Here is a 25,667-nt window from a genome sequence, read left to right as displayed (position 1 = left end):
CCGCTAAAAATTTTTAGCGGCCTTTGGCTTTTATGAAAACCTCATTTAAATAACGTATATTTAATAATATACTAATCTACAACTTATGCTCTCTATCTCTCTCAAAAGTAGAAAGCTCCAGGTGGCTTATTTACTTTTTTTCACCCTCAACCTATTAATCCTGACAAACTCCTGTTCTACCACCAGCGATAATCCTCCTGCCCCTGTTGCAGTAAAAGATGAAGCTAAAGGTACATGGAAAGTTATTTCTTCTAACACCAAATACTTTGAAAAACATGAGTATGAAAACGTTCAGCTGGTAAACGAAATAAACCAGGATTTTTCGACTGTAGATTATCTTGTAAGATTTGCTGAAACCGAAGTTAAAGTAACCGCCCCTGGCTCAGAGTATATTTATCCTGTTGACTACACTACAGCTTATGCCATCGGCTCGCAAAAAGCTTTTGTATTTAACCTTGAAAATGGCGATATGATAAGGGAAAATACGGTGATCATAGAAGATGATGAAATGACTTGGATTACCACGGAAGATTATACAGATGAAGGGGTTATCTATAAAGTGGTGACTACATTTTTCTTAGAGAAGATCTGATCATATGATCATAAGCAAGTAAACCACAAAAGAATTAATGCTAAAAATTTGCCTTTTGAAGTACCTGGATGGACTTTTTAATTATGGGGAGTTCCGACAGTTCAAGATCTGTCGGAACTGATTTTCCATACTTAATCTAAGCACACCTACCTGTTTATAAAGCCATGCACATGGTTTTAACTTATGTTACTAACTAAACTATTTTAATCTACATCTTATGCTTTCTATCTCTTCTACAAGTAAAAAGCTCCAGGCAGCTGTTTTACTTATTTTCACCATTGTTTTTTTATTAGCGCCTGCCTCTTGTAAAAAAAGCAATGATGACGATCCTGCTCCCACTGTTAAGGAAAAAGTAAAGGGTAAATGGAAAGTTTTAACAATAAATACCAAATACTATGAAAACAATGAACTGGTTGACGAAGAAAATGATGATTATTCCGCATCGCAATACACAGTAGAATTTACAGATACATCTGTTATAATTACGATCCCTGGGTTAGGCAGTGCAAGTTATCCAATTGACTACAGTACAAGCAAGGATACTTTTGAGTTTCATAATGATGACGGCGGTTTAGTAAAAGCTACTGTGTCATTTGATAATGATAAAATGACCTGGATTGCCACAGAAGAATATACTGAAGATGGTATTAACTATAAAGATGTTACTACGATTGTTTCTCAAAAAATATAATCGATTCATTCTCAAATAAAACTCAATTATAAATAATGATTAAAGCTTAGTTTGTAACATAAAAAATCATTAACTTATAATAAAGATTTTAACGCTCTCTATTATGGTTAATGTTTCGCTCTCCTCAAAATCAATGAGGCCATTGATTTTGCTATTTTTTTTGTTGCAAGCTTTTGCATTTAATTCATGTAAAAAAGATGACCCAACACCTCCTGTTCCTGACACAGGAAAAGAACTTCAAGCCAAATTATTAGGAAAATGGTCAGTCGAAAATGTTGATATCAAACAATATGAGAATGACAAATTAGACGAGGATGCGAGTGGAAGCGCTGAATTTGAAGAAGAAGAATTTGTAATTACGTTTTATGAAGATCGACTTGTATTTACATCAGACGGAGAGTCAGATACGTATGAGATCAGTTACGATAGCATAAATTCATTCAGATACGGCCTGGGTACCGGTTTATATGAGGCCGAAGTGGAATTTGAGGATGGAAAACTTATTTGGAAAGAAAAAGCATCGATATCATCAACCCAAAGAATAGAAGTAACTATTACCCTTCATAAATCAAAAAGTACCTAAAAAAATGCCTTTTGAGAATCCTGGATGGACGATTAATTATGGGGAGTTCCGGCAGCTTCAGCTAACTGTCGGAACTATTTTTCTAAAACATACAAATTCCGGAGATTTCTACCTAACCCATCATAATCCAATCCGTAGCCTACTATAAAATCATTCGGAATCTCAAAACCTACATAATCAGGTACAAGGGGAAACTGTAAAGTTTCAGGTTTTATTAAGAGAGTGGCAATTTTAACACTTCCGGGTTGGTGTTGCATTAAAATTTCAAGAAAAACGCTTAAGGTTCTACCGGTATCGATAATATCTTCCAAAATAACCACATCCCGATCTTTAATATCCACATCAATTCCCAAACTTTGCATTACTTCACCCGAACTTTGCAATCCTTGGTATGACCTGTATTTCACAAAGCTAATTTCACAATCACCTGTAAAGCTTTTTAATAGATCAGCCGTGAACCAAAATGCTCCGTTCAACATCGAAATAAATAAGGGCCGTTTCCCTCTATAATCATCGCTCAGCTGCTCGGCTATAGCGCTAATTCGGTTTTGAATAGCCACTTCTTTAATGTATGGTTCAAAACGTTTATCATGTAAGCTGATGTTCATAAGATTCAGTTGTATTGAAGATTATTAAGTTAAAAAATAAACGGCAAAAATTATGGTTAAGTACCTAAATAATATTTAAAACAGCAAACCGTTGTTTCTCTGCTAACGTCAACTAAATCAGTATCTTTGTCGGTTCAAATGGAATATAGTTTACTGACACTCAAAAACGGGATTAGAGTTTTACATAAACCAGCACAAGAATCAGGCATTATGCATATGTGCCTTGTAATTAACGCCGGTTCACGTGATGAAACAAACGAGGCCATAGGCTTAGCTCACTTTATCGAACATTTACTGTTTAAAGGTACCCGAAAGCGCAATACCTACCAAATTCTAAACCGCCTGGAGGTTGTTGGGGCCGATTTGAATGCCTATACTACAAAGGAGCAAACCTGCATTCATGCATCTTTCTTGAATGAACATTTAGAACGAGCACTTGACCTGCTAACCGATATTACTTTTAATTCTGTTTTTCCTCAAAATGAATTAGAAAAAGAAAAAGGTGTAGTATTGGATGAACTCGATTCATACAAGGATACCCCCGAGGAGCATATTCAAGATGAATTTGATGAAATTGTATTTAATGATCATGCGCTAGGTAACAATATCTTAGGCACGCCGGAATCTATCAAAGCATTTAAGCAAAGTGACATTCTCAGTTTTATTGCAGCAAATTATAATACACATGAAATTGTTTTAGGTGTTTACGGCAATATTCCGGAGAAAAAGCTTCAAAAACTCGCCGATAAATACCTGGGCATCATTCCTGAAAATAATCAAACAAAACATAGGACGGAGGCTAACGGTTACCTGGCAAAAGTTGATCAGAAAGAAAAAAACTGTATACAAACACATTGCATTATTGGTGGACGATCATATAATCTAAACCATGATAAAAAAACAGGCATGTTGCTTTTAAACAACCTTCTTGGTGGCCCAGGCATGAGCTCAAGACTAAACCTGGAGATACGTGAGCGCTTTGGTGCTTGTTATACAATTGAATCGAGCTTTGTTCCAATGACAGATACTGGCATGTTTAGCATTTATTTCGGAACCGATGATGGAAAAGCATCCAGATGTATAAAGCTGGTACATAAGGAATTGAAAAAACTACGAGAAAATCAATTAAGTACCATGCAATTGCATCAGGCCAAACAACGATTCAAAGGGCAAATTGCGTTGGCTGAGGAATCGCGAATTTCGGTAATTATTGCAATGACAAAAAGTCTTTTGGATTATGGCAAAGTGGATAGCTTACCGGAAATTTTTAATAAAATTGACAGCGTTTCAGCCAACGATATTCTTGAAATCGCGAATGAAAATTTCAGTCCAGAGCAGCTAAGCATGCTTACATTTGTACCTTCAGAATAAATTTAATTATTTCAGATTATGAACGCTAGGCCATAAAAGAATTCGCTTCACCTAATCTGTAACTCAAATTAATAATGGATATCATCAATAAAAAAATAAATAGTTACGTTGAAGCCCATACGGACCTTGAGCCTGAAATTTTGAATATACTTAACCGTGAAACGCACTTAAAAATATTGCTGCCTCGCATGCTTTCAGGTCATTTCCAAGGACGTACTTTAAGTATGTTAAGTAAGATGATAAAACCTAAGCGCATTCTGGAGATTGGAACGTATACTGGTTATTCGGCCATTTGTTTGGCTGAAGGACTTGACAAAGAGGGAACGTTGACAACCATCGACATTAATGAAGAGCTGGAACCATTTGTGCGGTCATTCTTTGAAAAAGCAGGCGTAGACGATAAAATTGACTATCGTATTGGAAATGCTGTAGAACTTATTCCGAGCATTGACGAGGAATTCGACCTGGTTTTTATTGATGCGGATAAGAAGAATAACGGAACCTATTATGACCTTGTGTTTGATAAGGTAAAACCTGGAGGGTATATTTTCGCCGATAACGTTTTGTGGAGCGGAAAAGTTACGGATGAAACCCCTGATAAGGACACTAGGGTTATTATGTTATTTAATGAAAAGGTTCAAAACGATGACCGCGTTGAAAATGTATTACTTCCAATAAGGGATGGAATAATGCTGATAAGGAAGAAATAAGAATATTGATAAACTTTCGTTTATACTATTAATTTAACCAATCAACTTTAGCGTAGTTGATGACTTGGCAAAAATTCAGTTGCATTTTAATTGTAAAAAATAGTTCTTTATAGTAAAATAAACTGAATCAAAAACCAAACCGTTAACCCAAACTAAAAATGAATAAATTCTATTTAGCAACCTTGTTGCTATTCATCAATTTTTATGTTTCGGCCCAAAATAATCCGGAAAAATTATACGCCGAAAAATACGGCGAAATGGCTGTTTCCGAAATGAAAAAAACCGGAATTCCGGCAAGTATTACTCTTGCCCAAGCCATAATGGAGTGTGGTGCAGGTAAATCTAAACTTGCAAAACAGGCCAATAATCATTTCGGGGTAAAGGCAGGCAGGTCTTGGCAAGGCGAACGCTTTGGTAATTTCAGAAAATATGAAAGTGTGGAAGCAGCGTATTTGGACCGCTCGAATTTTTTAACGGGCCGAAAGAACTATGCTTCTCTTTTTAAACTCGATCCCTGCGACTATAAAGGTTGGGCTAAGGGCCTGCAACGTTCAGGTTACGCAGCTAGCAAACGATATGCTTCTGATTTGATTAAATGTATCCAACGTAATCAGCTTTATAATTGGGATGGAGAAATTTGCAAAGAACAACCGGTAATACTTGTATCGGATAGTTTGTCAGCAATAACCGCTTCCATTGTGGATGAACCTGAAAATCAACCGGTAGTTTCAGAAATTAAGCCTGTATATCACAAGGTTAAAAAAGGTGAATCATTATCAACTGTGGCAAAAAAATACAAAACAACAGTAAGTAAACTTAAATCATTAAATTCGTTGCATTCGGTGAAAATCAAACCCGGTCAACGCTTACGAGTTAAATAAATGAACAGCTGGAAAACTCTTACTCTTTGCATTATAGCGTATTCTTTTGTAGCCTGCTCGGCAAAAAAGAACGTAACCTTACCAAACAACAGCAGCCAAAGCATTTCGGCATCCAATTCAGGAAATAAGAAAGCTCCTGCTACTACAACATATGCTAAATCAAGCAGCACTCAACAATATATCAATAAGTATAAACAGGTAGCTATTGACGAAATGCACCGTACGGGCATTCCAGCTAGTATAACATTAGCGCAGGCCATATTTGAATCATCAAGTGGCAATAGTGATTTGGCAACCAGCGCCAACAACCACTTTGGCATTAAATGCACCAGCGATTGGCAAGGCCCAACCTACCACAAAGATGACGACCGACCAAATGAATGTTTTAGAAAATATCCTCACGCAGAAGGCTCTTTTCGCGATCATTCAGAATTCTTAAAACGTCCCCGGTATGCTGGTTTATTTAAGCTCGAACGTACAGATTACCAGGGATGGGCTAACGGTTTAAAGACTGCCGGATATGCCACAAATCCTCAATACGGGCCTAAGTTAATTGAAGTGATAGAACGTTACGAACTTTATAAGTTTGATAAAAGCGCTTCGAAAGATCCAGTTGCCTCTTCTGGGGACAGAGGTAGTTTGTATTTTGAACAGAAACCGGTTAACGAGGAAGGAAAAATTGCTTCAAAAAGCACTCAATCAGATAATGAAGAAGTTGTACCTGCCGGATTTTACAGAGTTAAGGCAGGCGATACCTTATATGGAATTGCAAAAAAATTCAATACAAAAGTTGAGAATATCGTAACCTGGAACAACCTTGAATCGTATTCAATAGCAGTTGGACAACTACTAAAGATTTCTAAATAGATTTAGTAAACCATTTATTAAACGCGGCATTATATTCCTATTAAGATGATTCTTCATGTGCTAAACGGTGATGCGCTTCTCCCCAATTTCAAACGTTGCTTTTTTGATGGCGATGTAATGATTTGGCGCGAGTGCCTAATTGAAGGGCCTGTTAGTGCATCTAATGAAGAAGATTTCTGGAATCAGCGAACGAACTATATTTCAACAACTTACCAGGTTCCGGAAAAAGAATACCGACATCAAGTAGTAGAAAAACTCTATAAAATAGCCCAGCCGTTTAAATACAAGGAGATAAATCTTTGGTTTGAATTCGATTTATTCTGCCAGGCCAATATGGTTTATATATTGCACCGTTTAAATCAATTCGATCTTTCCCATACAAAAATAAACTGGGTTCAACCTCAGCAAAACTCCGCTGAAGAATTCTTTTTTGGCTTTAGCAATATTAATAATCAACAACTAAAAGACTTTTTTGAAAACAGAATTGAACTTCAGACATCGGATTTAACTTTTGGAAGTAAGGTTTGGAAGGCATATACAATTAATGATATTGCTACCCTACAACAATTAATTCAGTCGGCTCCGGCCAATTTCAAATTTTTCGACAAGGTTTTTGAAGCTCATTTAGCTCGACTTAGTGGCGATAATGAAATCAATCGTGTAGAAAGACGCCTTTTAGAAGTGATTTACAAAGGAGTGAATTCGGAAATTGATTTGCTTCATCGATTTTGGGAAACTGAAAGCATCTATGGATTTGGCGATTTGCAGGTGGTTAATTACATCAACGCTTTGCAAGCTAAAAACTGGATTTACGGGCTTTCATTAACAGATGCAGGCGCTATAGCTTTAGGTTTAAATGAGGCGAAATAAAAGCAATTTAAACTGTTTTTGCTTTTCGATATAAACCTTTTTTCTCTATAAAATCTAAAACCAATTCAGGCACAAAGTACTTTACACTTTTACGTTCAACAATTGCTTTACGAACAAATGTTGACGAAATTTCCATTAAAGGGGTATTGGTGATGGTAATGGAAGGAAGGTTATTCCATTCGTTCACATCAATGCCGGGTCTTGGATAAACAAAAACTTTATACATACGAAGTAACATTTCGTAGTTTTTCCACTTTTTAATCGATCGCAAGTTATCCGCCCCCATGATCAAACAAAATTCATGTTGGGGATATTTTTCGGCTAAAAAAGTAAGAGTATCGATGGTATAAGATGGACGTGGCAATTTCAATTCAACATCCGAAACCTCAATACGATCGGCATCTTCAGTTGCCAGTTTAGCCATTTCAAGCCGATCGTGCACATGAATAAGATCGGAGGCCTCTTTGAGCGGATTATGCGGAGAAACCACCAACCAAACTCTATCCAAATCGGTATAATTAGCCATGTAATTGGCAATTACCAAATGCCCAATGTGTATCGGGTTAAAAGAACCAAAAAACAATCCGATTTTCATTATTTCGATTTGGTCAATAGCTGATAGACTTTAGTGGATAGAGATTTGAACTTCATTCTATAGACAAAAAACCATCGTCTTAGACTACTTTACATCCCGCTTACCAAACTTCATTTTATCCTTAAGGAAATACTTTACAAAAACCTCCGCCTCATCACAAGCGGTTTCAAGTTCATAGTTTTCTAAAATAACATCGAACTGTGGGGCATAAGCCAATTCCTTTTCAGCTTTAGCATAACGTTCTGCAAGCTTATCAGGGCTATCTGTTCCTCTTCCGGCCAAGCGCTCCTTCAAAACCTCAACTGAAGGTGGCTGGACAAAAACGGCTATCGCTTGTTCAGGATATTTACGTTTTAAACGTAATCCTCCAACAACGTCAACATCAAAGATCACGTGCTTACCTTCAGCCCAAATTCGTTCTATTTCGGCTCTCAGTGTTCCGTAAATAGTACCGTTATAAACCTCCTCAAACTCCACAAACTCATGGTTGGCCACACGGTGCAAAAACTCTTCCTTGCTAATGAAGTAATAATCTTTTCCGTTCTGTTCTTCTCCCCTCCGATCACGGGTGGTTGCCGAAATTGAGAATTGTAATTCAGGAAATTTAGTAAGCAAATCCTTTACTATAGTTGTTTTACCGGCCCCTGATGGTGCCGAAAATATAATGAGTTTACCAGACATTTTGATTAATTACGAATTTGCGAGTTGCGAATTGTGGGTTCAAAGAATGCATTAATGTTCAAACTTAATCTCTTTAAAACCCGTACCCTTAAACCCGCAATTAACTATAATACATTTAACAATTGTTCCTTTATTTTCTCCAGTTCATCTTTCATCTCCACCACCAATTTCTGAATATTAGCGTCGTTGGCCTTTGAACCCATTGTATTGATTTCACGGCCAATTTCCTGGCTAATAAACCCAAGCTTTTTACCTCCGGCATCTTTTTCTGAAAGGGTTGCAATAAAATAATCACAGTGGCTTTTTAATCGAACTTTTTCTTCAGTGATATCAAATTTTTCAATGTAATACACCAGTTCTTGCTCTAATCGATTTTGATCCATATTTTCTATTCCGACAGCATCTTCGAGGTATTTATTAATACGGTCTCGTACAATTGGCATCCGATTAGGTTCAGCGATTTCCACCTTTGTTAAAAGCTGTAATATATTTTTTATTCGTTGGATAAGATCTTTCTCCAGTTCGGCACCTTCAGTAGACCTGAAATTATTGAAAGCAGATATGGAGGTCTCAAATGTGGAATAAACAGCTTTCCATTCATCTTCGTCAACAGCTTGTTCATCTGGCTTAATAACCTCCGGCATTTGAAGCGCCAGCGTAAATAAATCATCTGTTTTAGCGTTTAGGGCTTTTGCGCCCAACTCCAACTGCTCATAATAAGCCTTTAAAAGTTGCTGATTTATACTTACCGGTTTTCGCTCTGCCCCTGCATTATATTCAATTGATATGATAAGATTTACTTTACCACGTTCAATTAAGCGATTACAATCGTTTCTAATCAATAATTCTTTATCAGAATACGCTTTAGGAAGTTTTAAGGTAAGTTCTAAAAATTTGCTGTTTAACGATTTTATTTCAACGGTGATTTTAGCTTTGTCAGTTTCTGTACTGGCAATACCAAAACCGGTCATGGATTTCAACATATGTTATTGATGTTAGTTGGCAAAATCAATTGCCATAAAACTGAATTTACGAAAATGCAGCGTAAAGATAGAAAATCTAGGCAATAGCTGCTTTAGGTTTAAAACTTACCAGGTAAACACCGGTAAATATCATGGTGGCAAAAATAAGTTTTTGAATGGTTATTTCATCTTTCCCCAAACCAATGGCAATGATAGAAGCTAAAACTGGCTGTAAATAGATATAGGCCCCTACCACCGACGAATTCACATATTTTAGAGCCCATCCGTTTAACAGGTAAGTTAAAAATGTGGTACAAACCACAATAAAAACTATTGCCCCCCAAATGTTCAACGGTATTTGTGCCCAGGAAACCTTTAATAGATCGCCTATTCCAAAGGGAAAAACTAGAGCAGCTCCAATAATAAACGTCCACTTAACTACTGATATAGCCTGATATTTAATAATTAAGGGCTTAGCCACAATCAGGTAATAGGCAAAAATGATCGCATTGAGAATCACACATACATCTCCAAAGGCAGTGCCTCCTGACAATGAAAAATGAGGCCACACAATCATTAAAACCGCTCCCGACAAACCCAAAATCAATCCGCCTATTTTTAAATTGGTTACCTTTTCTTTTAAAACCCAAAACGCCAGCAATGCTACGAACAAGGGTGTGCATACCATTTCAACCGATGCCTTTATTGGCGTGGTTAATGATAGACCCTGAAAAAATAAAAGCATATTTGCTCCAACACCTGTAAAAGCCGATATAAACATCAACTTATAATCCTTAGGCTCAATTTTAACTGAAGGTAATTTTGAAAACCAGCCCATTAAAATAAAAAGCAAGGCAGCTCCCCAAACCCGAATCACAATTAATCCATAAGGAGCTATATAGGCAGGCATTACTTCTTTAGCAATGGTAAATGTGGCACCGTAAATTAACGCTACCAAAAATAAAGCTGCATGAACCTGAATGGTTTTATTCATAAAGATCTGTACTACTTAATGCAGCCCGAAGATGCGAAAATGAAATTTATTAAAGGGGATGTAAATTGATTAATTATGTAAGTTTTACGACAGAAGACTGATGAGCAATTAACAATTGCTCCATTTCCAGAAAGGCCCGATCCTTTAATAAAGGCAGATCATCAAGGGTCAATCCCGTCGTTTCAATTACATCGGCGTACACTACCTTTATAAGCCCCGGTTTAATAGCTAGGGGATTTGTTCGTGGCAATAGTTCTTTTGAATTGACTAATACTATTGGAGCTATTGGAGTTTGAGTTTCAATTGCTATTCTAAAAGCACCATCATAAAAATCGGTTAAGGGTTTATCCGTTTTATTCATGGTTCCTTCCGGAAAAATTAAAACAGACATTCCCTTCGCCAGTTCTTTCTTTAATTCGTCAACACATTTTTGGCGGCTTTCTTTACTGCTGCGATCGATTAAAACTACTAATCGTTTATAAATAACCCCAAACACCGGAATTTTGGTCATCTCAATTTTTCCCAAAGGCTTAAATGACTGAGATATTCCCAAAACAACAGCAAGAGAGTCAAGGTAAGAACCATGATTTACTACGTATACATAAGCCTTGCCAGTTGGAGCCTTGGCTTTGTTATAAGTTTTATAAAAAATTAATGTGAAAAATGAGGCTGAAGCTGCCCAAAAACGCAAAAAAAAGAAGGAAATATCACTGCCGGTTTTTCCTGGAAAAACCAGAAAAGCGATGACAATAAATGGCAATACGATCAGCATAGCTGCAATAAAAGCCAACAAACCAACCACCAACTGCAGAATAGCCAATACCTTACGCATAACATCCAAATATACTAAACAAGAAAACGCAAGAACATCATTTGATTTTAGATTTCCAAGAAAGGTAGTGGATTTTAACCTCCCTACGAGGTAGCTGATTTTGATTAGGAAATTATTAATTGAGCATTTAATCGATAGCCTTTAACTAGATACTTAGTAACTCACAGGCACGCTCTGCAGCAATTTTCTCAGCATTTTTCTTGGTAAAGTCCTGACCAATTCCACACTCATCGTTATCAACAAAAACTTTAACCGTAAACAATTTTGACTTACTTCCTTCCTCATTCGGCATTAGTTCGAATAAAACCTCTTTACCATGCCGTTGGCACCATTCAATAAGCTTGCTTTTAAAATTGGTTTCGGTTTGCTCCAATGCATCAATATCAACATGAGCTTTGATGATGCGGGAAAGGATGAACTTCTTCGTAAAAGAATAACCTTTATCAAGATAAATGGCACCAATTAACGCTTCAAAAGCATCACCCATTAGTGAACCTTGCTTTGCCGGATTATTGATCATCCGTGTATCGTAATCCATTAAATCGCCAATACCAATTTTTCGGGCCAATTGATTCAGGTGATTTCGGTTTACAATCTTTGAGCGCATTTCGGTTAAAAAGCCCTCGTCGCGGAATGGATATTTTTTAAACAACAACTCTCCCACCACTGCGCCCAAAACCGCGTCGCCTAAAAACTCAAGCCGTTCATTGCTGTTTTTTAAACCTTCTTTAAGTTGGGGAGCAACTGACTTATGACGAAAAGCCAGTTTATACAAGGTTAAATTATCGGGGACAAAACCCAGCATATTATTCAAAGCTCTTACGTAATTTCTCTCACGGGAAAGATACAGCCTGTATAATCGCAATGCGGGCATCCTTGTATTTAATTAATGGATATAAAGGGAAGTAAATAAGTTACAGGTTTAAGCAAAACATTGCTTTGCATATAAACCTGTAACATATTTTGGGTACTATTCTTCAAATTTCTTGAAAATTACCGAGGTATTATGACCGCCAAAACCAAATGTATTTGATAAGGCAGCACGAATAACACGTTTCTGCGGCTTATTAAATGTAAGGTTTAATTGAGGATCGATAGCCGGATCGTCGGTAAAGTGATTAATTGTAGGAGGAACAATATCATTGACAACAGCCATAATTGATGCAATTGCTTCAACAGCACCTGCTGCACCCAATAAGTGACCTGTCATTGATTTTGTTGAACTGATGTTCAACTTATAGGCATTTTCTCCAAACAAATTTACAATAGCAGTAGTTTCGCTGATATCACCTAGTGGAGTTGAGGTACCATGCACGTTGATGTAATCAATATCATCAACTGTCATACCTGCATCTTCAAGTGCAGCAACCATAACGTTGCGAGCACCCAAACCTTCAGGGTGAGGAGCTGTGATGTGGTTTGCATCAGCACTCATACCGCCACCTACAATTTCAGCATAAATTTTAGCTCCGCGTTTTTTAGCATGTTCCAAATCTTCCAAAATCAACGCTCCTGCACCTTCACCAGCCACAAAACCATCACGATCAAGATCGAACGGACGAGAGGCGGTTTCAGGAGAATCGTTACGGGTTGAAAGAGCATGCATAGCATTAAATCCACCGATACCGGCTTCATTAATAATTGCCTCAGAGCCTCCTGTTATAAACATATCAGCTTTGCCTAAACGAATGTAGTTAAAGGCATCAATGATAGCATTGTTAGAAGAAGCACAAGCCGAAACAGTTGCGAAGTTAGGACCTCTTAAGCCATATTTAATTGAAATATGGCCGGCTGCAATGTCAATAATCATCTTAGGGATGAAGAATGGATTGTAGCGCGGAGTTCCGTCACCTTTAGCGAATGATGAAATTTCATCAAGAAAAGTTTTCAAGCCACCGATACCAGCACCCCAAATAACCCCAATACGATCGGTATTGAGTTCTTCGAAGTTAGCACCTGAGTCAACAACAGCTTCGTGTGTAGCAGCAATGGCGTACTGAACAAAAGGATCAACCTTGCGGGCCTCCTTTTTATCCATAAAATCTTCCGGATTGAAATTCTTTACCTCACAGGCGAACTTCGTCTTAAACTTTTCGGTATCGAATTTAGTAATCATGGCTGCGCCACTCACACCATTAACCAAGCCATTCCAGTATTCCGGAACGGTATTGCCCAACGGTGTAAGTGCACCTAGCCCTGTTACAACAACACGTTTAAGTTGCATTAAATACTTTTAAGATGAATTTTCTTATTTAACGTTTTTTTCAAGGTAAGCGATTGCCTGACCAACTGTAGCAATCTGCTCAGCTTGCTCGTCAGGAATAGCTACGTTAAATTCTTTCTCGAATTCCATGATAAGCTCAACTGTATCAAGCGAATCGGCACCTAAATCATTAGTAAAACTTGCTTCAGGTGTCACTTCGTTTTCGTCAACACCTAATTTCTCAACGATAATCGCTTTTACTCTTGATGCAATATCTGACATAATTTTTTGTGTTTAAAAGGTTATTTTTTTAAAATTTTCTGCAAATAAAAGTAAATTACAGGAACTATTCAAAACTTTTTTTCGTTGTGGTAAGTAAGCGCGTATTTGAATAACTTTGCTTTAAGTATATTAACGTTTGAATAAAAAAGTATTAAAAGTCTCCTTTGATTTCGATTTCACCCTTATCGGAATTTCGGCCCCGACAAGGGATTATCGTTTTTGCTGGTTTCTCAATAAAGAATTGTCGTTCAATTTAACAAAAACGGACGATATTATTTTAATGAATAAGCAAAACGAAGAAATTTATTTTTCCCGCTACCACCAACATTTTGAAGAAGGTGAACAGGATTTTTACTTGATTACCAACAAAGGAACTGAAGGTTATTTAATTCCCGAACGCAAGGAAATCGACTTCTTCTTACTCATTCAGAACCTAAATTATCAGAATGAAAAAGATGCCTTAATTGCAAAAATTAACAAAATCAGTATCACGCAGACCGCTTTTTTTGTTGATGCAAATAAGTTAAAATCAAAAGAAAATCTGCTCTTTTAGCGATGAAACGAACTTTATTGAAATACAGCGCTTTATGTATAGTTAACACTAACTTATAGAGTATCAGAAACAAATTGTATTTTTGCCACGCAAACTCGAAAACTTTATATGAAAGAATTACATAACAGAACCAAGATTGTGGCTACTCTTGGACCGGCCTCCGCAAAAAAGGAAGTGCTGATTGAAATGATAAAAGCCGGCTTAAATGTTTGTCGTATTAACTTCTCACACGGCAAACACGAAGAACACCAATTCACCATCGACCTCATCCGCGAAATCAACAAAGAATATAAATTTAACGTAGGAATACTTGCCGACTTGCAGGGACCAAAAATCCGTATCGGAGATATGGAAAATAATGGCGTTGCCTTTGAGACCGGTGATGTGGTAAACATTGTTACTACACCTAAATTAGGTGATAAAAATTCAATCTACATTACTTATACTGCCTTCCCAAAAGACGTTAATGCGGGCGAAGTTTTTTTATTGGATGACGGAAAAATGCAGATGCGTGTTTTGGAAACCAATAAAATTGATACTGTTAAAGCGGAGGTTCTGTACAGTGGTGTTCTTTCATCAAAAAAAGGAGTTAACCTGCCGTTTACTAAAACCAGTACACCTAGCTTAACAGATAAAGACCGTGAAGATCTTGACTTTGCGTTAAAAAACAATATTGAGTGGATCGGGCTATCATTTGTTCGTGAAGCACAAGATATCATCGACCTTAAAAAAATTATTGCTCAACAAGGCAGCATTGCAAAAGTAATTGCCAAAATTGAAAAGCCTGAAGCTATTGAGAATATCGATTCAATTATTGATGTAACTGATGGTGTAATGGTTGCCCGTGGCGATTTGGGTGTTGAAATGCCAATGGAAGAAGTTCCATTATTGCAAAAGCAAATCGTTAAAAAGTGTACAACCTTAGCTAAACCGGTAATTATTGCCACACAAATGATGGACTCAATGGTTACCAACCCTCGTCCAACACGCGCTGAGGCTAATGACGTTGCAAACTCGGTTTTAGACGGTGCAGATGCCGTAATGCTAAGTAATGAAACCTCGGTAGGTACATATCCGGTAATTGTTATAGAATCGATGAGTAAGATCATTCGTAACATTGAAGCAGGTATGTATCCTTATTATAATGATTCTCAAATTGAGGAACATCCGGAAACTTTCCTGGCTGATTCAGTTTGTAATTCAGCCGTTTATCTTGCAGAAAAAACAAATGCTGAAGCGATCATCTCTATGAGCTGGTCGGGCTATTCTGCTTACCAAATTGCAAGTCAACGCCCTAAAGCACGTACCTACGTGTTTACTGCAAACCGTGATTTGATGAATAGCATTGGGTTGATTTGGGGTGTAAAGGTGTTTTATTATGATAAATTTGAAACTACCGACAATACCATTAAAGAGGTTAATAACATTTTAAAAGAACAAGGCTTTGTAAATGAAGGAGATGTGATCATCAACACAGCTTCAACCCCTATTACCGAAAAAGGAAGAACTAACACTCTTAAAGTTAGTATCGCCTAAAAATTATATTAATTTTTTTACCAAAACGCGACTTCAAAAAGGTCGCGTTTTTTGTTTTAAGTTTTCCACATTCTCTATCCATTTTTTTGCTCCGCTAAATGAATTTATCAAGGCAATTTTGCCTGCAATTTCAGCTGCTGTGGAAAACTGGAAGCCTCATTTTTTTCCACTGCTTCTTAAATTTAATTCATCGCTCTCCGGTATTAACTCGGTAATCAATTATAACTCAACAGCTATTAGGTTGAGTATAACAAAACAGTTATCTCTATCAGCATAATTCAAGAGAATAACTATTTAATTATCAGACTTTTATTAATACCCACACTTCATACTTATGCTGGCTGACAATTATCATTTTTTAGTCACTGATTGAAACCTACTTTTGACGTAATAAAATTAACTATGAAAAAGAACACAGCTCCCGTAAAAGGGTTAAAAGTTGAAAGGCATTTTACATTGCCTAATTCAAGTCCCTTCGACCAGTTTAAGTATGAACGCCGTTCATCCATTATTAGAAATCCGGCCGGAGATGCTGTTTTCGAAATGCATAATGTTGAAGTACCTGAATCATGGTCGCAGGTGGCTACTGATATTTTAGCACAAAAATATTTCAGAAGAGCCGGAGTTCCGCAAGAAGACGGAACCTTAGGCGCCGAAAACTCGATCAAGCAGGTAGCACACCGCATGGCAAATTGTTGGAAAGAATGGGGCGTTAAATACGGATATTTTGCCAGTGCAAATGACGCTCAGATTTTTTATGACGAATTAGCCTACACCATTACAGCACAAATGGCAGCGCCTAATTCGCCGCAATGGTTCAATACCGGATTGCACTCATCATATGGCATTACAGGCTCTCCGCAAGGTCATTACTATGTAGACCCGGCAACTGAAAAGGTAACAAAATCAACTTCGGCGTACGAAAGGCCGCAACCTCATGCGTGTTTTATCTTATCAGTTGAGGACGATTTGGTAAACGATGGTGGTATTATGGACCTTTGGGTTCGTGAAGCTCGCATTTTTAAATACGGATCAGGAGTTGGCACCAACTATTCAAAATTAAGGGGCGAAAACGAAAAGCTTTCAGGTGGAGGAAATTCATCGGGTTTAATGTCATTTTTAAAAATTGGTGACAGAGCCGCTGGAGCAATAAAATCGGGCGGAACAACACGAAGGGCAGCTAAAATGGTTTGCCTTGATCTGGACCACCCTGAAATTGTTCAGTTTATTGACTGGAAAGTTGAAGAAGAAAAGAAAGTTGCTGCATTGATAGCAGCGGGCTATTCTTCTCATTATGAAGGTGAAGCGTATCAAACCGTAGCAGGGCAGAATTCAAATAATTCTGTTCGCATACCGAATGCGTTCTTTAAGGTTTTAAAAGAAGGCAAAGAATGGGAAATGCGTGGCCGTACCTCAGGTAAAACCGTAGGCCGTATTGATGCCGAAAAACTTTGGGATAAAATTGCTTATGCCGCATGGGCTTGTGCCGATCCGGGCGTACAATATGACACCACCATTAATGAATGGCATACCTGTCCGGAAGGCGGCCGTATCAACGCCTCAAACCCTTGTTCTGAATACATGTTTTTGGATAATACTGCATGTAATTTAGCTTCAATTAATTTACAGCATTTCTTTAACCCGAACACATTAACATTTGATGTAAAAGGCTTTGAACATATTTGTCGGCTTTGGACCATTGTACTTGAAATTTCGGTATTAATGGCCCAATTCCCATCCAAAGAAGTTGCAAAACTTTCATACGACTACCGTACGTTGGGCCTGGGCTATGCGAACCTGGGTTCAATGCTAATGGTAGCGGGTATCCCATACGATAGTGAAAAAGCTCGTGCCATTGGAGGGTCTATAACCGCTATCATGACCGGTATTGCTTACGCTACCTCTGCTGAGATGGCCGAACATTTAGGACCATTTAAAGAGTTTGACAAAAATAAGCAGCACATGATGCGTGTTATGCGCAACCACCGGTATGCGGCTTATAATACGGTTGATGCTTACGAAGGTTTACAAATTGCACCTTCGGGAATCGATCCTAAATTCTGCCCTGATTATTTATTATCAGCTGCTTGCAATGCATGGGATAAGGCCGTTGAATTGGGTGAAAAGTTCGGATATCGTAATGCGCAAACCACAGTTATTGCACCAACAGGAACCATTGGTTTGGTGATGGATTGTGACACAACCGGCATTGAGCCAGATTTTGCCCTGGTGAAATTTAAAAAACTTTCTGGCGGCGGTTATTTCAAGATCATCAATCAAGCTATTCCAGCTGCATTAAAAAACCTCGGCTATAATCCTCATGAGATCGAAAGTATTGTAAACTACGCAAAAGGAACAGGCTCTATAAAAAATGCGCCTCATATTAATTTTGAAACCTTAACAGCAAAAGGCTTTACTCAAGATGATTTAGAAAGCTTAGATAAAGCGATCCTTTCGGCTTTTGAAATTGGTTTTGCCTTTAATGTGTGGACCTTAGGAGAAGAGTGCCTGCGCCGTTTAGGTTTTAAAGCCGAACAATACAGCGATGCCTCGTTTAACTTATTGAAAGCATTAGGATTTAGCAATCAAGAGATAAGTAAAGCAAACGACTATGTTTGCGGCACCATGACAATTGAGGGAGCTCCTTATTTGAAAAAAGAGCACTACCCTATTTTTGATTGTGCTAATAAATGCGGAAATATTGGTCAGCGCTATATACATGCACATGGTCACATCCGAATGATGTCGGCAGCGCAGCCATTCTTATCTGGGGCAATATCTAAAACGATTAACTTACCTAACGAAGCTACTGAGGAGCAAATTAAAGATTGCTATCGTTTAAGTTGGGAATTGGGATTAAAGGCGAACGCATTATATCGAGATGGTTGTAAATTATCTCAGCCTTTATCTACCAAATCAGACGTTAAGGAAGATGAAAAAATTGATATTGTTGAAGATGCCTTAGGCAAAGCAGCCGAACTTAAAATTCAGGAACTATCACCTGAACAAGTACTGGAGGCGGCCATTCATATCTTAAACAAATCAGAAGACACCGTTTTCAAACGTCAGCTTTCGAGCATTGTTGAGCGGAAACGCTTACCGCAAAAGCGAAGAGGATTTACGCAGAAAGCAACTGTGGGTGGTCAAACCGTTTTTGTTAGAACCGGAGAATACCAGGATGGAACCGTAGGTGAGATCTTTGTGGACATGCATAAAGAAGGGGCTTCATTCCGTTCATTGATGAACTGTTTTGCAATTGCTGTTTCGATTGGTTTACAATATGGTGTTCCGCTGGAAGAATTTGTGGATAAATTCACATTCACTCGCTTTGAGCCTTCGGGAATGGTAGGTGGACATGAAAATATTAAGAGTTCTACTTCAATAATTGATTACATCTTCCGTTTGCTAGGGTACGAATACCTCAATCGCGCAGATTTAGTGCATGTAATTACCCAGAAAAATGTGCACTTAAATAATCCGGAAATGAGCGATGAGGATGTTAACACGGATACAAGTAACCAGTTTGAAATGGAAACTGTTTCCACAAAGCAAATTGATTCTAATGTAAAATATAAAACTATTGATATAAGTGGAGGCGTACAGTCAGATGCTCCTGCCTGCAACGTTTGCGGCCATATTACCGTAAGATCAGGCACTTGCTATAAATGCCTTAACTGCGGAAACTCTTTGGGTTGCAGTTAAACTAAACAGAACCTACGAGCGTAAACATAGGTTAAAATGAAAACATCCGGGGAGGTGAGAGACCCCGGATGTTTCCGTTTTATTGAAATTTTTAAAATATAGATCATTCTAATTAAAACAATCTATACGCCAGTGAAATCTGGAACATTTTATTCTTAAACTCCAGGTTGTCACTCGTTACTTTACTTAACCCCCACACATAACGCGCATCAATCTGGATATTAGACAAGGTAATACCCGCCCCTACAATGGCTCCCCAATCTCCATTTTTAAAGTTATCGGCAGTTAATACACTGGTAAAATCACTCGGACCACTAATTTTATCGGCCAATTGGAGAGATACCTGCGGCCCTGCTACCAAATGCAAGGGTGAAATAGGTTTGAATTTGACAAGTAGTGGAATATCTAAATAGTTTAATTTAACTTCCGCTTCTTCACCCATTTCATTAGTCGTTTTAAATCCTTTATTGGAATATAACAACTCAGGTTGGAAAGATATTGAGGAACTACCCAATTCAGCCCAAACACCTAAATGATATCCAGTAACTCCGTCGGCTGTTTGTTTGTAAGATTCACTCAAACTGCCTGAAAATTTAATATCGCTTGCATTTGCAAAATTTACACCTCCCTTAATTCCAAAATCAAACTTTTGTGCTTTTACAGAAAGTGATGAGCAAATAGCGACAACTATGATAAGTAATTTTTTCATCTGGTTGTTTTTAGTTTTTATTTGATAAAAATTAGCAAAAGCCGAACCAGTACTATAAAGTTCAGTGTAACCAATTGTTGACAAAATCATACTATGTTGAAGATTTTTTAACACAACAAAGAACTAAATAACCTTTACTATAAGCTCTAAACCAATTGTAAAGAATTTGTCATTCAATTTGTTAATTACAACTGTTTATTAACTAATTCAAAGCAATCTAAATTTTTTACGCTCTATGAAAGTAAAAGCTTTGCTAGCCGTAATGGCTATTGGCGGTGCATTGACCGCAGGAATGTACAGTTGTCAAAAATCTTCAGAAGAGATTAAGCAAAAACCCAAGGCTATCAACTGTTCGAATTACAAAGATGTAACAGGAGAAGATGCGATATCTCCTTGTGCCGAACCTGTGGAGTACCCACTTTACGCAGGCAATCCGAAAAACAACCCTCAAGACAAATTAATTGGTACCATTAGAATTTTCAGGGATGCTAACTACCTGTATGTGCAATATTCTGTTACTAAAGAAGGGTGGAGCCTTGGCACAACGCATACTTATGTTGGCCCTTGCAATAAGGTGCCCAGCACTAAAGGCGGTGCAATTCCCGGACAATTTGATAAAACTGAATGGGGTGTAGCTACTGAACATCCTGACTGCGGTGTACGTTGTTGGATTGAAAAATTCCCAATCGAAAAATTTGCAAACTGCCCTTGCATATGTATCTTAACACATGCAGAGGCGTTAAAAGATTGTGAAAAAGCCGAAACAGCATGGGGTGGCGATAGTGATTTCCCTGGAAACAATTGGGGTAAATATGTTAACTGCTTTACAATACCAAGTTGTGAAGACGAAAGTAATTAGATCTAGCAAAAAGGTTTAAAAGCAAAAACCGGGTTAAAAGCCCGGTTTTTTTATTGCTTTTAATGCTATAGTTCATACCTAAAGCTAAGCATCACACTCTGACTTTGAGCATTTTTTTCAAAAACATTGTTCTCTGCTTTATAAACTTGTCCTAAGCCCAATTTGTAGTTAAGCCCAAACCGAAAATATGAAAACTTATAATCCACGCTACCGGTTAAGCCAAAATTAAACTCATTAAAATTGTCTTTAGTATATCGGTCGCTATTGGTTCTAAACAAATAGTTGATCTCAGGACCGGCACCAATAGTAACCTTATTGAAAACATACTGGACTGTAACCGGAATATTGAGATAAGAGTTTTTTATCTCATAACTCACCTGAGCACCTGCGGTTCCTACAGTAAAGTTCTCTTTCCAACCATTAGCTAAATAGCCCACGCCAGGTTCAATAGCTATACTATTAGTAAAATAATAACGATAATAGGTGATAATGTTCAAAGCAAAACCGGGATCATACGTATTGCTAAAACTAGCATCTTGCTGTTGAGGATAAAGAGAGCCTAAACCACCTGCCAGTAAAACGCCCACTTTATTATCGGGTTTTACCTGAGCCATACAAAAATTTGATGCCAGCAGAATTGCTCCGGCCGCTATCCATATTTTCTTCATACTTATTTTGTACAATTTATTGAGCCTTTATACAAAATATATACCTAGGGTTAATTCAGGAGCTATTTTGGCCCTGTAACGATCTGAGTCCACATTTTTAAAGCCGGCAGTTTATAAAACTTGTATACTTCACCACACAAAAGACACGAGGAATTCATATGAATGCAATTAGAATAAAGAAAATTTGGCATTACTTAAAATACGAAAGCTGTGTCAACTCTTATATTTGTTTGGATTACCAAAACAAACTTAGAAAGACCTTACTTAATAATGACGTATACTAATAAAAGCTGTTTTAGTCTTATTCTTATAGCGATTTTATCAATATCATTTGCTAATGCGCAAACCGCAGTAATTTCCGAAAAAAAAGGAGTGATCTCGGTTATTGAATCTAAACCTAAATGGGTTGATTCGGTCTTTAAGAAGATGAAGCGCAAAGAGCGTATAGCTCAGTTGTTTATTGTCCCCATATATTCAAATCAATCCAAGGAAAAACAAGATTCGATTACCCAATTAATTCAAAAATATCAGGCAGGAGGAATTATTACCTTTCAGGGTGGACCTGTAAGAAATGCCTTGTCATTGAATAATATTCAGGCTGGATTAAAAATTCCGGCATTGGTTACCACCGATGGGGAATGGGGGTTGGGAATGCGATTGGATAGCACCGTTTCTTATCCTTTCCAGATGACCTTAGGCGCTATTCAAAATAATGAGCTTATTTATGAAATGGGACAACAAATGGCTGCACAGTTTAAGCGGGCGGGCATACAGATGAACTTTGCCCCGGTAGTGGACGTAAACAATAACATCAAGAATCCAGTGATTAACTTCCGTTCCTTTGGCGAAAACAAATACAATGTTGCCCGGAAAGGCATCGCTTTTATGAAAGGCATGCAAGACGGTGGACTACTGGCCACTGCTAAGCATTTTCCAGGTCATGGAGATACCGAAACCGATTCGCATTATGATCTGCCGCAATTAAATTTCACCCGAGAACGGTTGGATACGCTGGAGATGTATCCATTCAGGCAATTAATACAATCAGGTATTGGAGGTGTGATGGTTGCCCATATGAATATTCCATCATTGGATAGCACGAAAAACTTACCTTCTACCCTTTCGAAACCAATTGTAACTGCAATTTTAAAAGATAGCATCGGCTTTAAAGGTTTAGTGTTTACCGATGCAATGAATATGAAAGGAGTGGTTAAATATCACCCTAAAGGCGAAGCCGCCGTAATGGCGGCAATGGCTGGAAACGATATGCTTGAAATGGTGGAAAACCTTCCCGAATCAATCAAAGCCGTTCAAAAGGCCATCAGAAAAAACAAAATAAGTAGAAAAGAAATAAATGAACGCTGCAAAAAAGTTTTGGCAGCCAAATATTGGTTAGGGCTGAATCATTACCAACCCGTATACATTCCCAATCTGACACAAGATCTCAACCCCGATGATGCTATAGTACTAAACACAAAATTAGCCGAAGCTGCCGCTACTACCTTAGTTAAACCGACTGACAGTATTGTTAAAGTCAAGGATAAAGTATTGATCTTATCGTTAGGAACTGGTGAAAACACCCTATTTCAACAAGGCCTGAGTGCGACAATACCTGCTGCATGCATTTCGGTTGCGAAAGATGCCGACCAAAAAACAGTGGATAACATCTGCTCTCAACTCAAAAACTTCGATAAGGTAATTATCGGCATACACGACAAAAGACCTCGCCCTCGCAGTGTACTCGATTATAATTCAAGCGTATTCAGCTTAATAACTGCATTGGTACAAAGCGGAAAGGCTTATATAAGTGTAATGGCCAATGCCTATACCATAGCCGGATTGCCGGGCATAGAAAAAAGCAATGGACTTTGGGTGTTTTATGAAGATTCGAAATACACCGAGCAAGCAGCCGCCAAAGTTATTTTACACCAGCTTACTACCACAGGGAAACTGCCAGTTACTATTAACCCTACATTTAAAGAAGGGCAAGGATTGTAGACGTTACTCAGTCCCCAGCCTGCAGTCGGCAGTAAGCTTACTGGTGACCGCCGACTGGAGACTGTCATCTGGAAACTTTATTGTATTTTTAGCTGAACTAAATCCTATTGTCTAACATAAAACCTATCTGAACATGTTTGGTTCCGTTGTTTTGAACGTGGTCATCGGCCTTGTTTTCATCTATCTCTTATACAGTTTACTAGCCACGGTTTTACAGGAAATCATTTCTACCTGGTTAAGCTTTAGAGCCAAAATACTTGAGCGAGCCATTATCCGGATGCTAAGTGATTCCAATAATGGCAACAAAGCATTTTGGGTACGATATTATGATCGGTTAAGAAGCTTTTTCGCATTACTATTGCCACCGGCGCTGGCTCCAAAAGATAAGATCGTTGAGGGTTACAAACACAAGTTATCGGGTTTATTCTACAAACATCCGCTTATAAAATACCTTGCCGAAGATACCTGGCACGACAAGCCGGGTTATATTACCGCCCAAAACTTTTCCAAAGTAATTATTGATATGCTGAAGGAAAACGAGAATGGCGAGAACGCTATGGATCGAATAAAAAAGGTATTGGAAACAGGTAAGATCAATTTTAAGATTAAAAACAACAGTTATGCAGAAGTGAACATTGATCCCGAAACGCTGGTGTTCTTAAAAGGTTTGCTTGACGACTCGGAATATAACCTCGATAAATTTAAATTAAATCTTGAAACATGGTTTAACGATACCATGGAAAGGGCATCTACCTGGTATAAGCGCCATATTCAAATTGTACTGATGGCAATAGGTTTGCTGATCGCTGTTATATTTAACGTTGATAGCATTAAGATCACGCAGAAGCTCTCAAAAGATAAAGATGCCCGCAATAAGATGGTAGAACTGGCCGAGAACTTCCAACAGCAGGCCCAGCAAAATGATCTGCATGTTTATAAAAGAATTACCCGTGATTCAATTGTTATTGATGAGAAATTAACAGATAAAGCCGATTCGATAATTATTGCTCATTCAACAGCATTGGTTGATGAAGCCAAAAAACTATTAAAATCTGACTTAGACTCTGCTAATAATGTATTAAGCATTGGAAGAGGAACTGCAAAATGCAACTGCACTGCAACAACCCAATGGGCCATCTGGCAGTGTAAAATAGGTTGTTTTTTAAGCAGAATTGCCGGCTATGTTATTACGGCTTTGGCCCTTTCATTAGGAGCTCCATTTTGGTACGATCTATTGAATAAACTGATGCAGTTAAGAACCGGCAAACGACCCGAAGAATCGGCAGCTGCCACCAATCCCTTAACCAACGCTAAAAAGTAATAATGAATAAAAAAACCGGAAGATGCTTCCGGTTTTTTTTATTCATTATTTTTCTTTTGGATAGGATTTCGGATCAAGTGCTTTGGGCCCCCACTGTGTAAAGAACTCCAGTACCTTTGCTTTGCTGTAACCTTTATCCTGTTCCAAATACGCACTATTTTGCGTATTTAACCGGTTACCTTTGCTATCTAAAATCACAAAAACCGGAAACCCAAACCGCTGTGGATATCCAAGTTCTGCAAGTATCTCTTCGTTTTTATTTTCTTTACTATAATTGAGGTGATAGATAACATAATTGGCATTTAAAGCCGAATCGAGCTGCTTGTCCTCCGTTACCGTTTTATTAAAGCGCAAACACCAACTGCACCAGTTACCGCCAATTTGCAATAGTACATGCTTGCCCTCTTTTTTGGCCCTGGCAATAGCTGCTTTCATTTCTTCTTTTGCATTGGCCTCGGGATGATAAATTTTAGGGGCTTCCTGGGCGCTAACCAATGACGCGGTGCTTATTAACAAACACACAATAAATAAAAGTTTCTTCTTCATAATAACTTATTGATGGTTCTTAAAATTAAGATTAAATACCGTTTTAATTATCT

At 37.9% G+C, this 25,667-nt stretch carries 26 protein-coding genes; 14 read left to right on the top strand and 12 right to left on the bottom strand.

Going from position 1 to position 25,667, the window contains the following annotated elements; genetic code table 11:
* Positions 1–85 precede the first annotated feature (85 nt).
* The 3 genes from C3K47_RS14570 (at position 86) to C3K47_RS14560 (ending at position 1,866) form a co-directional block, all read left to right on the top strand.
* Positions 86–592 (top strand): hypothetical protein, encoded by a 507-nt coding sequence (locus C3K47_RS14570; RefSeq protein WP_103789889.1) that lies wholly within the window; start codon positions 86–88, stop codon positions 590–592.
* Between the two features lie 217 nt (positions 593–809).
* Complete coding sequence (locus tag C3K47_RS14565; protein ID WP_103789888.1) at positions 810–1,283, top strand: hypothetical protein; 474 nt, start codon at positions 810–812, stop codon at positions 1,281–1,283.
* Positions 1,284–1,416: 133 nt separating this feature from the next.
* Complete coding sequence (locus tag C3K47_RS14560) at positions 1,417–1,866, top strand: hypothetical protein (RefSeq protein ID WP_133159393.1); 450 nt, start codon at positions 1,417–1,419, stop codon at positions 1,864–1,866.
* Positions 1,867–1,940: 74 nt separating this feature from the next.
* Here C3K47_RS14560 and hpt read toward each other — a convergent pair whose 3' ends face one another.
* Positions 1,941–2,474 carry a hypoxanthine phosphoribosyltransferase gene (gene hpt / locus C3K47_RS14555; protein ID WP_103789886.1) on the bottom strand — a complete coding sequence of 178 codons (534 nt, stop codon included), beginning with the start codon at positions 2,472–2,474 and terminating at the stop codon, positions 1,941–1,943.
* 138 nt (positions 2,475–2,612) lie between these two features.
* Here hpt and C3K47_RS14550 point away from each other — a divergent pair, with 138 nt between their 5' ends.
* From C3K47_RS14550 to C3K47_RS14530, 5 genes are all read left to right on the top strand, one after another.
* Complete coding sequence (locus C3K47_RS14550) at positions 2,613–3,845, top strand: M16 family metallopeptidase (RefSeq protein ID WP_103789885.1); 1,233 nt, start codon at positions 2,613–2,615, stop codon at positions 3,843–3,845.
* Positions 3,846–3,919: 74 nt separating this feature from the next.
* On the top strand, positions 3,920–4,555 hold the full coding sequence (locus tag C3K47_RS14545) for an O-methyltransferase (RefSeq protein WP_103789884.1): 636 nt from the start codon (positions 3,920–3,922) through the stop codon (positions 4,553–4,555).
* A gap of 158 nt (positions 4,556–4,713) precedes the next feature.
* On the top strand, positions 4,714–5,436 hold the full coding sequence (locus tag C3K47_RS14540) for a glucosaminidase domain-containing protein (protein ID WP_103789883.1): 723 nt from the start codon (positions 4,714–4,716) through the stop codon (positions 5,434–5,436).
* Entirely contained in the window at positions 5,437–6,303 is an 867-nt protein-coding gene (locus C3K47_RS14535) for a glucosaminidase domain-containing protein (RefSeq protein WP_103789882.1), read from the top strand.
* Positions 6,304–6,348: 45 nt separating this feature from the next.
* Entirely contained in the window at positions 6,349–7,173 is an 825-nt protein-coding gene (locus tag C3K47_RS14530) for a DUF1835 domain-containing protein (protein WP_103789881.1), read from the top strand.
* Positions 7,174–7,180: 7 nt separating this feature from the next.
* Here the strand turns inward: C3K47_RS14530 and nadD are convergent, their stop codons facing one another.
* The 8 genes from nadD to C3K47_RS14490 form a co-directional block, all read right to left on the bottom strand.
* Positions 7,181–7,768, bottom strand: coding sequence for a nicotinate (nicotinamide) nucleotide adenylyltransferase (gene nadD / locus C3K47_RS14525; protein WP_103789880.1), 588 nt, complete (start codon positions 7,766–7,768; stop codon positions 7,181–7,183).
* A gap of 84 nt (positions 7,769–7,852) precedes the next feature.
* Positions 7,853–8,449 (bottom strand): guanylate kinase, encoded by a 597-nt coding sequence (gene gmk, locus C3K47_RS14520; RefSeq protein WP_103789879.1) that lies wholly within the window; start codon positions 8,447–8,449, stop codon positions 7,853–7,855.
* A gap of 104 nt (positions 8,450–8,553) precedes the next feature.
* Entirely contained in the window at positions 8,554–9,432 is an 879-nt protein-coding gene (locus C3K47_RS14515) for a YicC/YloC family endoribonuclease (protein ID WP_243392559.1), read from the bottom strand.
* A 76-nt stretch (positions 9,433–9,508) separates the two neighbouring features.
* Positions 9,509–10,405: a DMT family transporter gene (locus tag C3K47_RS14510; protein ID WP_103789877.1), complete on the bottom strand. Its 897-nt coding sequence runs from the start codon at positions 10,403–10,405 to the stop codon at positions 9,509–9,511.
* Between the two features lie 73 nt (positions 10,406–10,478).
* Entirely contained in the window at positions 10,479–11,237 is a 759-nt protein-coding gene (locus tag C3K47_RS14505) for a lysophospholipid acyltransferase family protein (RefSeq protein WP_103789876.1), read from the bottom strand.
* 145 nt (positions 11,238–11,382) lie between these two features.
* Positions 11,383–12,111 (bottom strand): ribonuclease III, encoded by a 729-nt coding sequence (rnc, locus tag C3K47_RS14500; protein ID WP_103789875.1) that lies wholly within the window; start codon positions 12,109–12,111, stop codon positions 11,383–11,385.
* A 96-nt stretch (positions 12,112–12,207) separates the two neighbouring features.
* A complete protein-coding gene (fabF, locus tag C3K47_RS14495) occupies positions 12,208–13,461 on the bottom strand; it encodes a beta-ketoacyl-ACP synthase II (RefSeq protein ID WP_103789874.1) in 1,254 nt (417 codons plus the stop codon).
* 24 nt (positions 13,462–13,485) lie between these two features.
* A complete protein-coding gene (locus C3K47_RS14490; protein ID WP_014681634.1) occupies positions 13,486–13,722 on the bottom strand; it encodes an acyl carrier protein in 237 nt (78 codons plus the stop codon).
* Positions 13,723–13,858: 136 nt separating this feature from the next.
* Here C3K47_RS14490 and C3K47_RS14485 point away from each other — a divergent pair, with 136 nt between their 5' ends.
* From C3K47_RS14485 to C3K47_RS14475, 3 genes are all read left to right on the top strand, one after another.
* The gene (locus tag C3K47_RS14485; RefSeq protein WP_103789873.1) at positions 13,859–14,275 is read left to right on the top strand and encodes an IPExxxVDY family protein; all 417 of its coding nucleotides are present in this window, start codon (positions 13,859–13,861) and stop codon (positions 14,273–14,275) included.
* 108 nt (positions 14,276–14,383) lie between these two features.
* Positions 14,384–15,811 carry a pyruvate kinase gene (pyk, locus tag C3K47_RS14480; RefSeq protein WP_103789872.1) on the top strand — a complete coding sequence of 476 codons (1,428 nt, stop codon included), beginning with the start codon at positions 14,384–14,386 and terminating at the stop codon, positions 15,809–15,811.
* Between the two features lie 402 nt (positions 15,812–16,213).
* Complete coding sequence (locus C3K47_RS14475) at positions 16,214–19,513, top strand: vitamin B12-dependent ribonucleotide reductase (protein WP_103789871.1); 3,300 nt, start codon at positions 16,214–16,216, stop codon at positions 19,511–19,513.
* Between the two features lie 112 nt (positions 19,514–19,625).
* Here the strand turns inward: C3K47_RS14475 and C3K47_RS14470 are convergent, their stop codons facing one another.
* Positions 19,626–20,222: a porin family protein gene (locus tag C3K47_RS14470; RefSeq protein ID WP_165784706.1), complete on the bottom strand. Its 597-nt coding sequence runs from the start codon at positions 20,220–20,222 to the stop codon at positions 19,626–19,628.
* 235 nt (positions 20,223–20,457) lie between these two features.
* Between C3K47_RS14470 and C3K47_RS14465 the strand changes: the two genes are divergently transcribed.
* The gene (locus C3K47_RS14465; RefSeq protein WP_103789869.1) at positions 20,458–21,081 is read left to right on the top strand and encodes a hypothetical protein; all 624 of its coding nucleotides are present in this window, start codon (positions 20,458–20,460) and stop codon (positions 21,079–21,081) included.
* 65 nt (positions 21,082–21,146) lie between these two features.
* On the opposite strand, the gene C3K47_RS14460 is transcribed toward C3K47_RS14465, so the two are convergent.
* Positions 21,147–21,749, bottom strand: coding sequence for a porin family protein (locus tag C3K47_RS14460; RefSeq protein WP_103789868.1), 603 nt, complete (start codon positions 21,747–21,749; stop codon positions 21,147–21,149).
* Positions 21,750–22,019: 270 nt separating this feature from the next.
* Between C3K47_RS14460 and C3K47_RS14455 the strand changes: the two genes are divergently transcribed.
* Together C3K47_RS14455 and C3K47_RS14450 are read left to right on the top strand one after the other, a co-directional pair.
* A complete protein-coding gene (locus C3K47_RS14455; RefSeq protein ID WP_103789867.1) occupies positions 22,020–23,747 on the top strand; it encodes a glycoside hydrolase family 3 protein in 1,728 nt (575 codons plus the stop codon).
* A 133-nt stretch (positions 23,748–23,880) separates the two neighbouring features.
* The gene (locus tag C3K47_RS14450) at positions 23,881–25,068 is read left to right on the top strand and encodes a hypothetical protein (RefSeq protein ID WP_103789866.1); all 1,188 of its coding nucleotides are present in this window, start codon (positions 23,881–23,883) and stop codon (positions 25,066–25,068) included.
* Between the two features lie 45 nt (positions 25,069–25,113).
* Here C3K47_RS14450 and C3K47_RS14445 read toward each other — a convergent pair whose 3' ends face one another.
* On the bottom strand, positions 25,114–25,614 hold the full coding sequence (locus tag C3K47_RS14445; RefSeq protein WP_103789865.1) for a thioredoxin family protein: 501 nt from the start codon (positions 25,612–25,614) through the stop codon (positions 25,114–25,116).
* Positions 25,615–25,667: the final 53 nt, after the last annotated feature.

The sequence above is a fragment of the Solitalea longa genome, from assembly GCF_002920915.1.
GTDB classification, from domain to species: domain Bacteria; phylum Bacteroidota; class Bacteroidia; order Sphingobacteriales; family Sphingobacteriaceae; genus Solitalea; species Solitalea longa.
This window is presented reverse-complemented; position numbering and strand designations above follow the sequence as displayed.

Coding starts and splice junctions, on each gene's coding strand:
- C3K47_RS14570 (WP_103789889.1), top strand. CDS start 86: ATGCTCTCTATCTCTCTCAAAAGTAGAAAGCTCCAGGTGGCTTATTTA.
- C3K47_RS14565 (WP_103789888.1), top strand. CDS start 810: ATGCTTTCTATCTCTTCTACAAGTAAAAAGCTCCAGGCAGCTGTTTTA.
- C3K47_RS14560 (WP_133159393.1), top strand. CDS start 1,417: ATGAGGCCATTGATTTTGCTATTTTTTTTGTTGCAAGCTTTTGCATTT.
- hpt (WP_103789886.1), bottom strand. CDS start 2,474: ATGAACATCAGCTTACATGATAAACGTTTTGAACCATACATTAAAGAA.
- C3K47_RS14550 (WP_103789885.1), top strand. CDS start 2,613: ATGGAATATAGTTTACTGACACTCAAAAACGGGATTAGAGTTTTACAT.
- C3K47_RS14545 (WP_103789884.1), top strand. CDS start 3,920: ATGGATATCATCAATAAAAAAATAAATAGTTACGTTGAAGCCCATACG.
- C3K47_RS14540 (WP_103789883.1), top strand. CDS start 4,714: ATGAATAAATTCTATTTAGCAACCTTGTTGCTATTCATCAATTTTTAT.
- C3K47_RS14535 (WP_103789882.1), top strand. CDS start 5,437: ATGAACAGCTGGAAAACTCTTACTCTTTGCATTATAGCGTATTCTTTT.
- C3K47_RS14530 (WP_103789881.1), top strand. CDS start 6,349: ATGATTCTTCATGTGCTAAACGGTGATGCGCTTCTCCCCAATTTCAAA.
- nadD (WP_103789880.1), bottom strand. CDS start 7,768: ATGAAAATCGGATTGTTTTTTGGTTCTTTTAACCCGATACACATTGGG.
- gmk (WP_103789879.1), bottom strand. CDS start 8,449: ATGTCTGGTAAACTCATTATATTTTCGGCACCATCAGGGGCCGGTAAA.
- C3K47_RS14515 (WP_243392559.1), bottom strand. CDS start 9,432: ATGTTGAAATCCATGACCGGTTTTGGTATTGCCAGTACAGAAACTGAC.
- C3K47_RS14510 (WP_103789877.1), bottom strand. CDS start 10,405: ATGAATAAAACCATTCAGGTTCATGCAGCTTTATTTTTGGTAGCGTTA.
- C3K47_RS14505 (WP_103789876.1), bottom strand. CDS start 11,237: ATGCGTAAGGTATTGGCTATTCTGCAGTTGGTGGTTGGTTTGTTGGCT.
- rnc (WP_103789875.1), bottom strand. CDS start 12,111: ATGCCCGCATTGCGATTATACAGGCTGTATCTTTCCCGTGAGAGAAAT.
- fabF (WP_103789874.1), bottom strand. CDS start 13,461: ATGCAACTTAAACGTGTTGTTGTAACAGGGCTAGGTGCACTTACACCG.
- C3K47_RS14490 (WP_014681634.1), bottom strand. CDS start 13,722: ATGTCAGATATTGCATCAAGAGTAAAAGCGATTATCGTTGAGAAATTA.
- pyk (WP_103789872.1), top strand. CDS start 14,384: ATGAAAGAATTACATAACAGAACCAAGATTGTGGCTACTCTTGGACCG.
- C3K47_RS14475 (WP_103789871.1), top strand. CDS start 16,214: ATGAAAAAGAACACAGCTCCCGTAAAAGGGTTAAAAGTTGAAAGGCAT.
- C3K47_RS14470 (WP_165784706.1), bottom strand. CDS start 20,222: ATGAAAAAATTACTTATCATAGTTGTCGCTATTTGCTCATCACTTTCT.
- C3K47_RS14465 (WP_103789869.1), top strand. CDS start 20,458: ATGAAAGTAAAAGCTTTGCTAGCCGTAATGGCTATTGGCGGTGCATTG.
- C3K47_RS14460 (WP_103789868.1), bottom strand. CDS start 21,749: ATGAAGAAAATATGGATAGCGGCCGGAGCAATTCTGCTGGCATCAAAT.
- C3K47_RS14455 (WP_103789867.1), top strand. CDS start 22,020: ATGACGTATACTAATAAAAGCTGTTTTAGTCTTATTCTTATAGCGATT.
- C3K47_RS14450 (WP_103789866.1), top strand. CDS start 23,881: ATGTTTGGTTCCGTTGTTTTGAACGTGGTCATCGGCCTTGTTTTCATC.
- C3K47_RS14445 (WP_103789865.1), bottom strand. CDS start 25,614: ATGAAGAAGAAACTTTTATTTATTGTGTGTTTGTTAATAAGCACCGCG.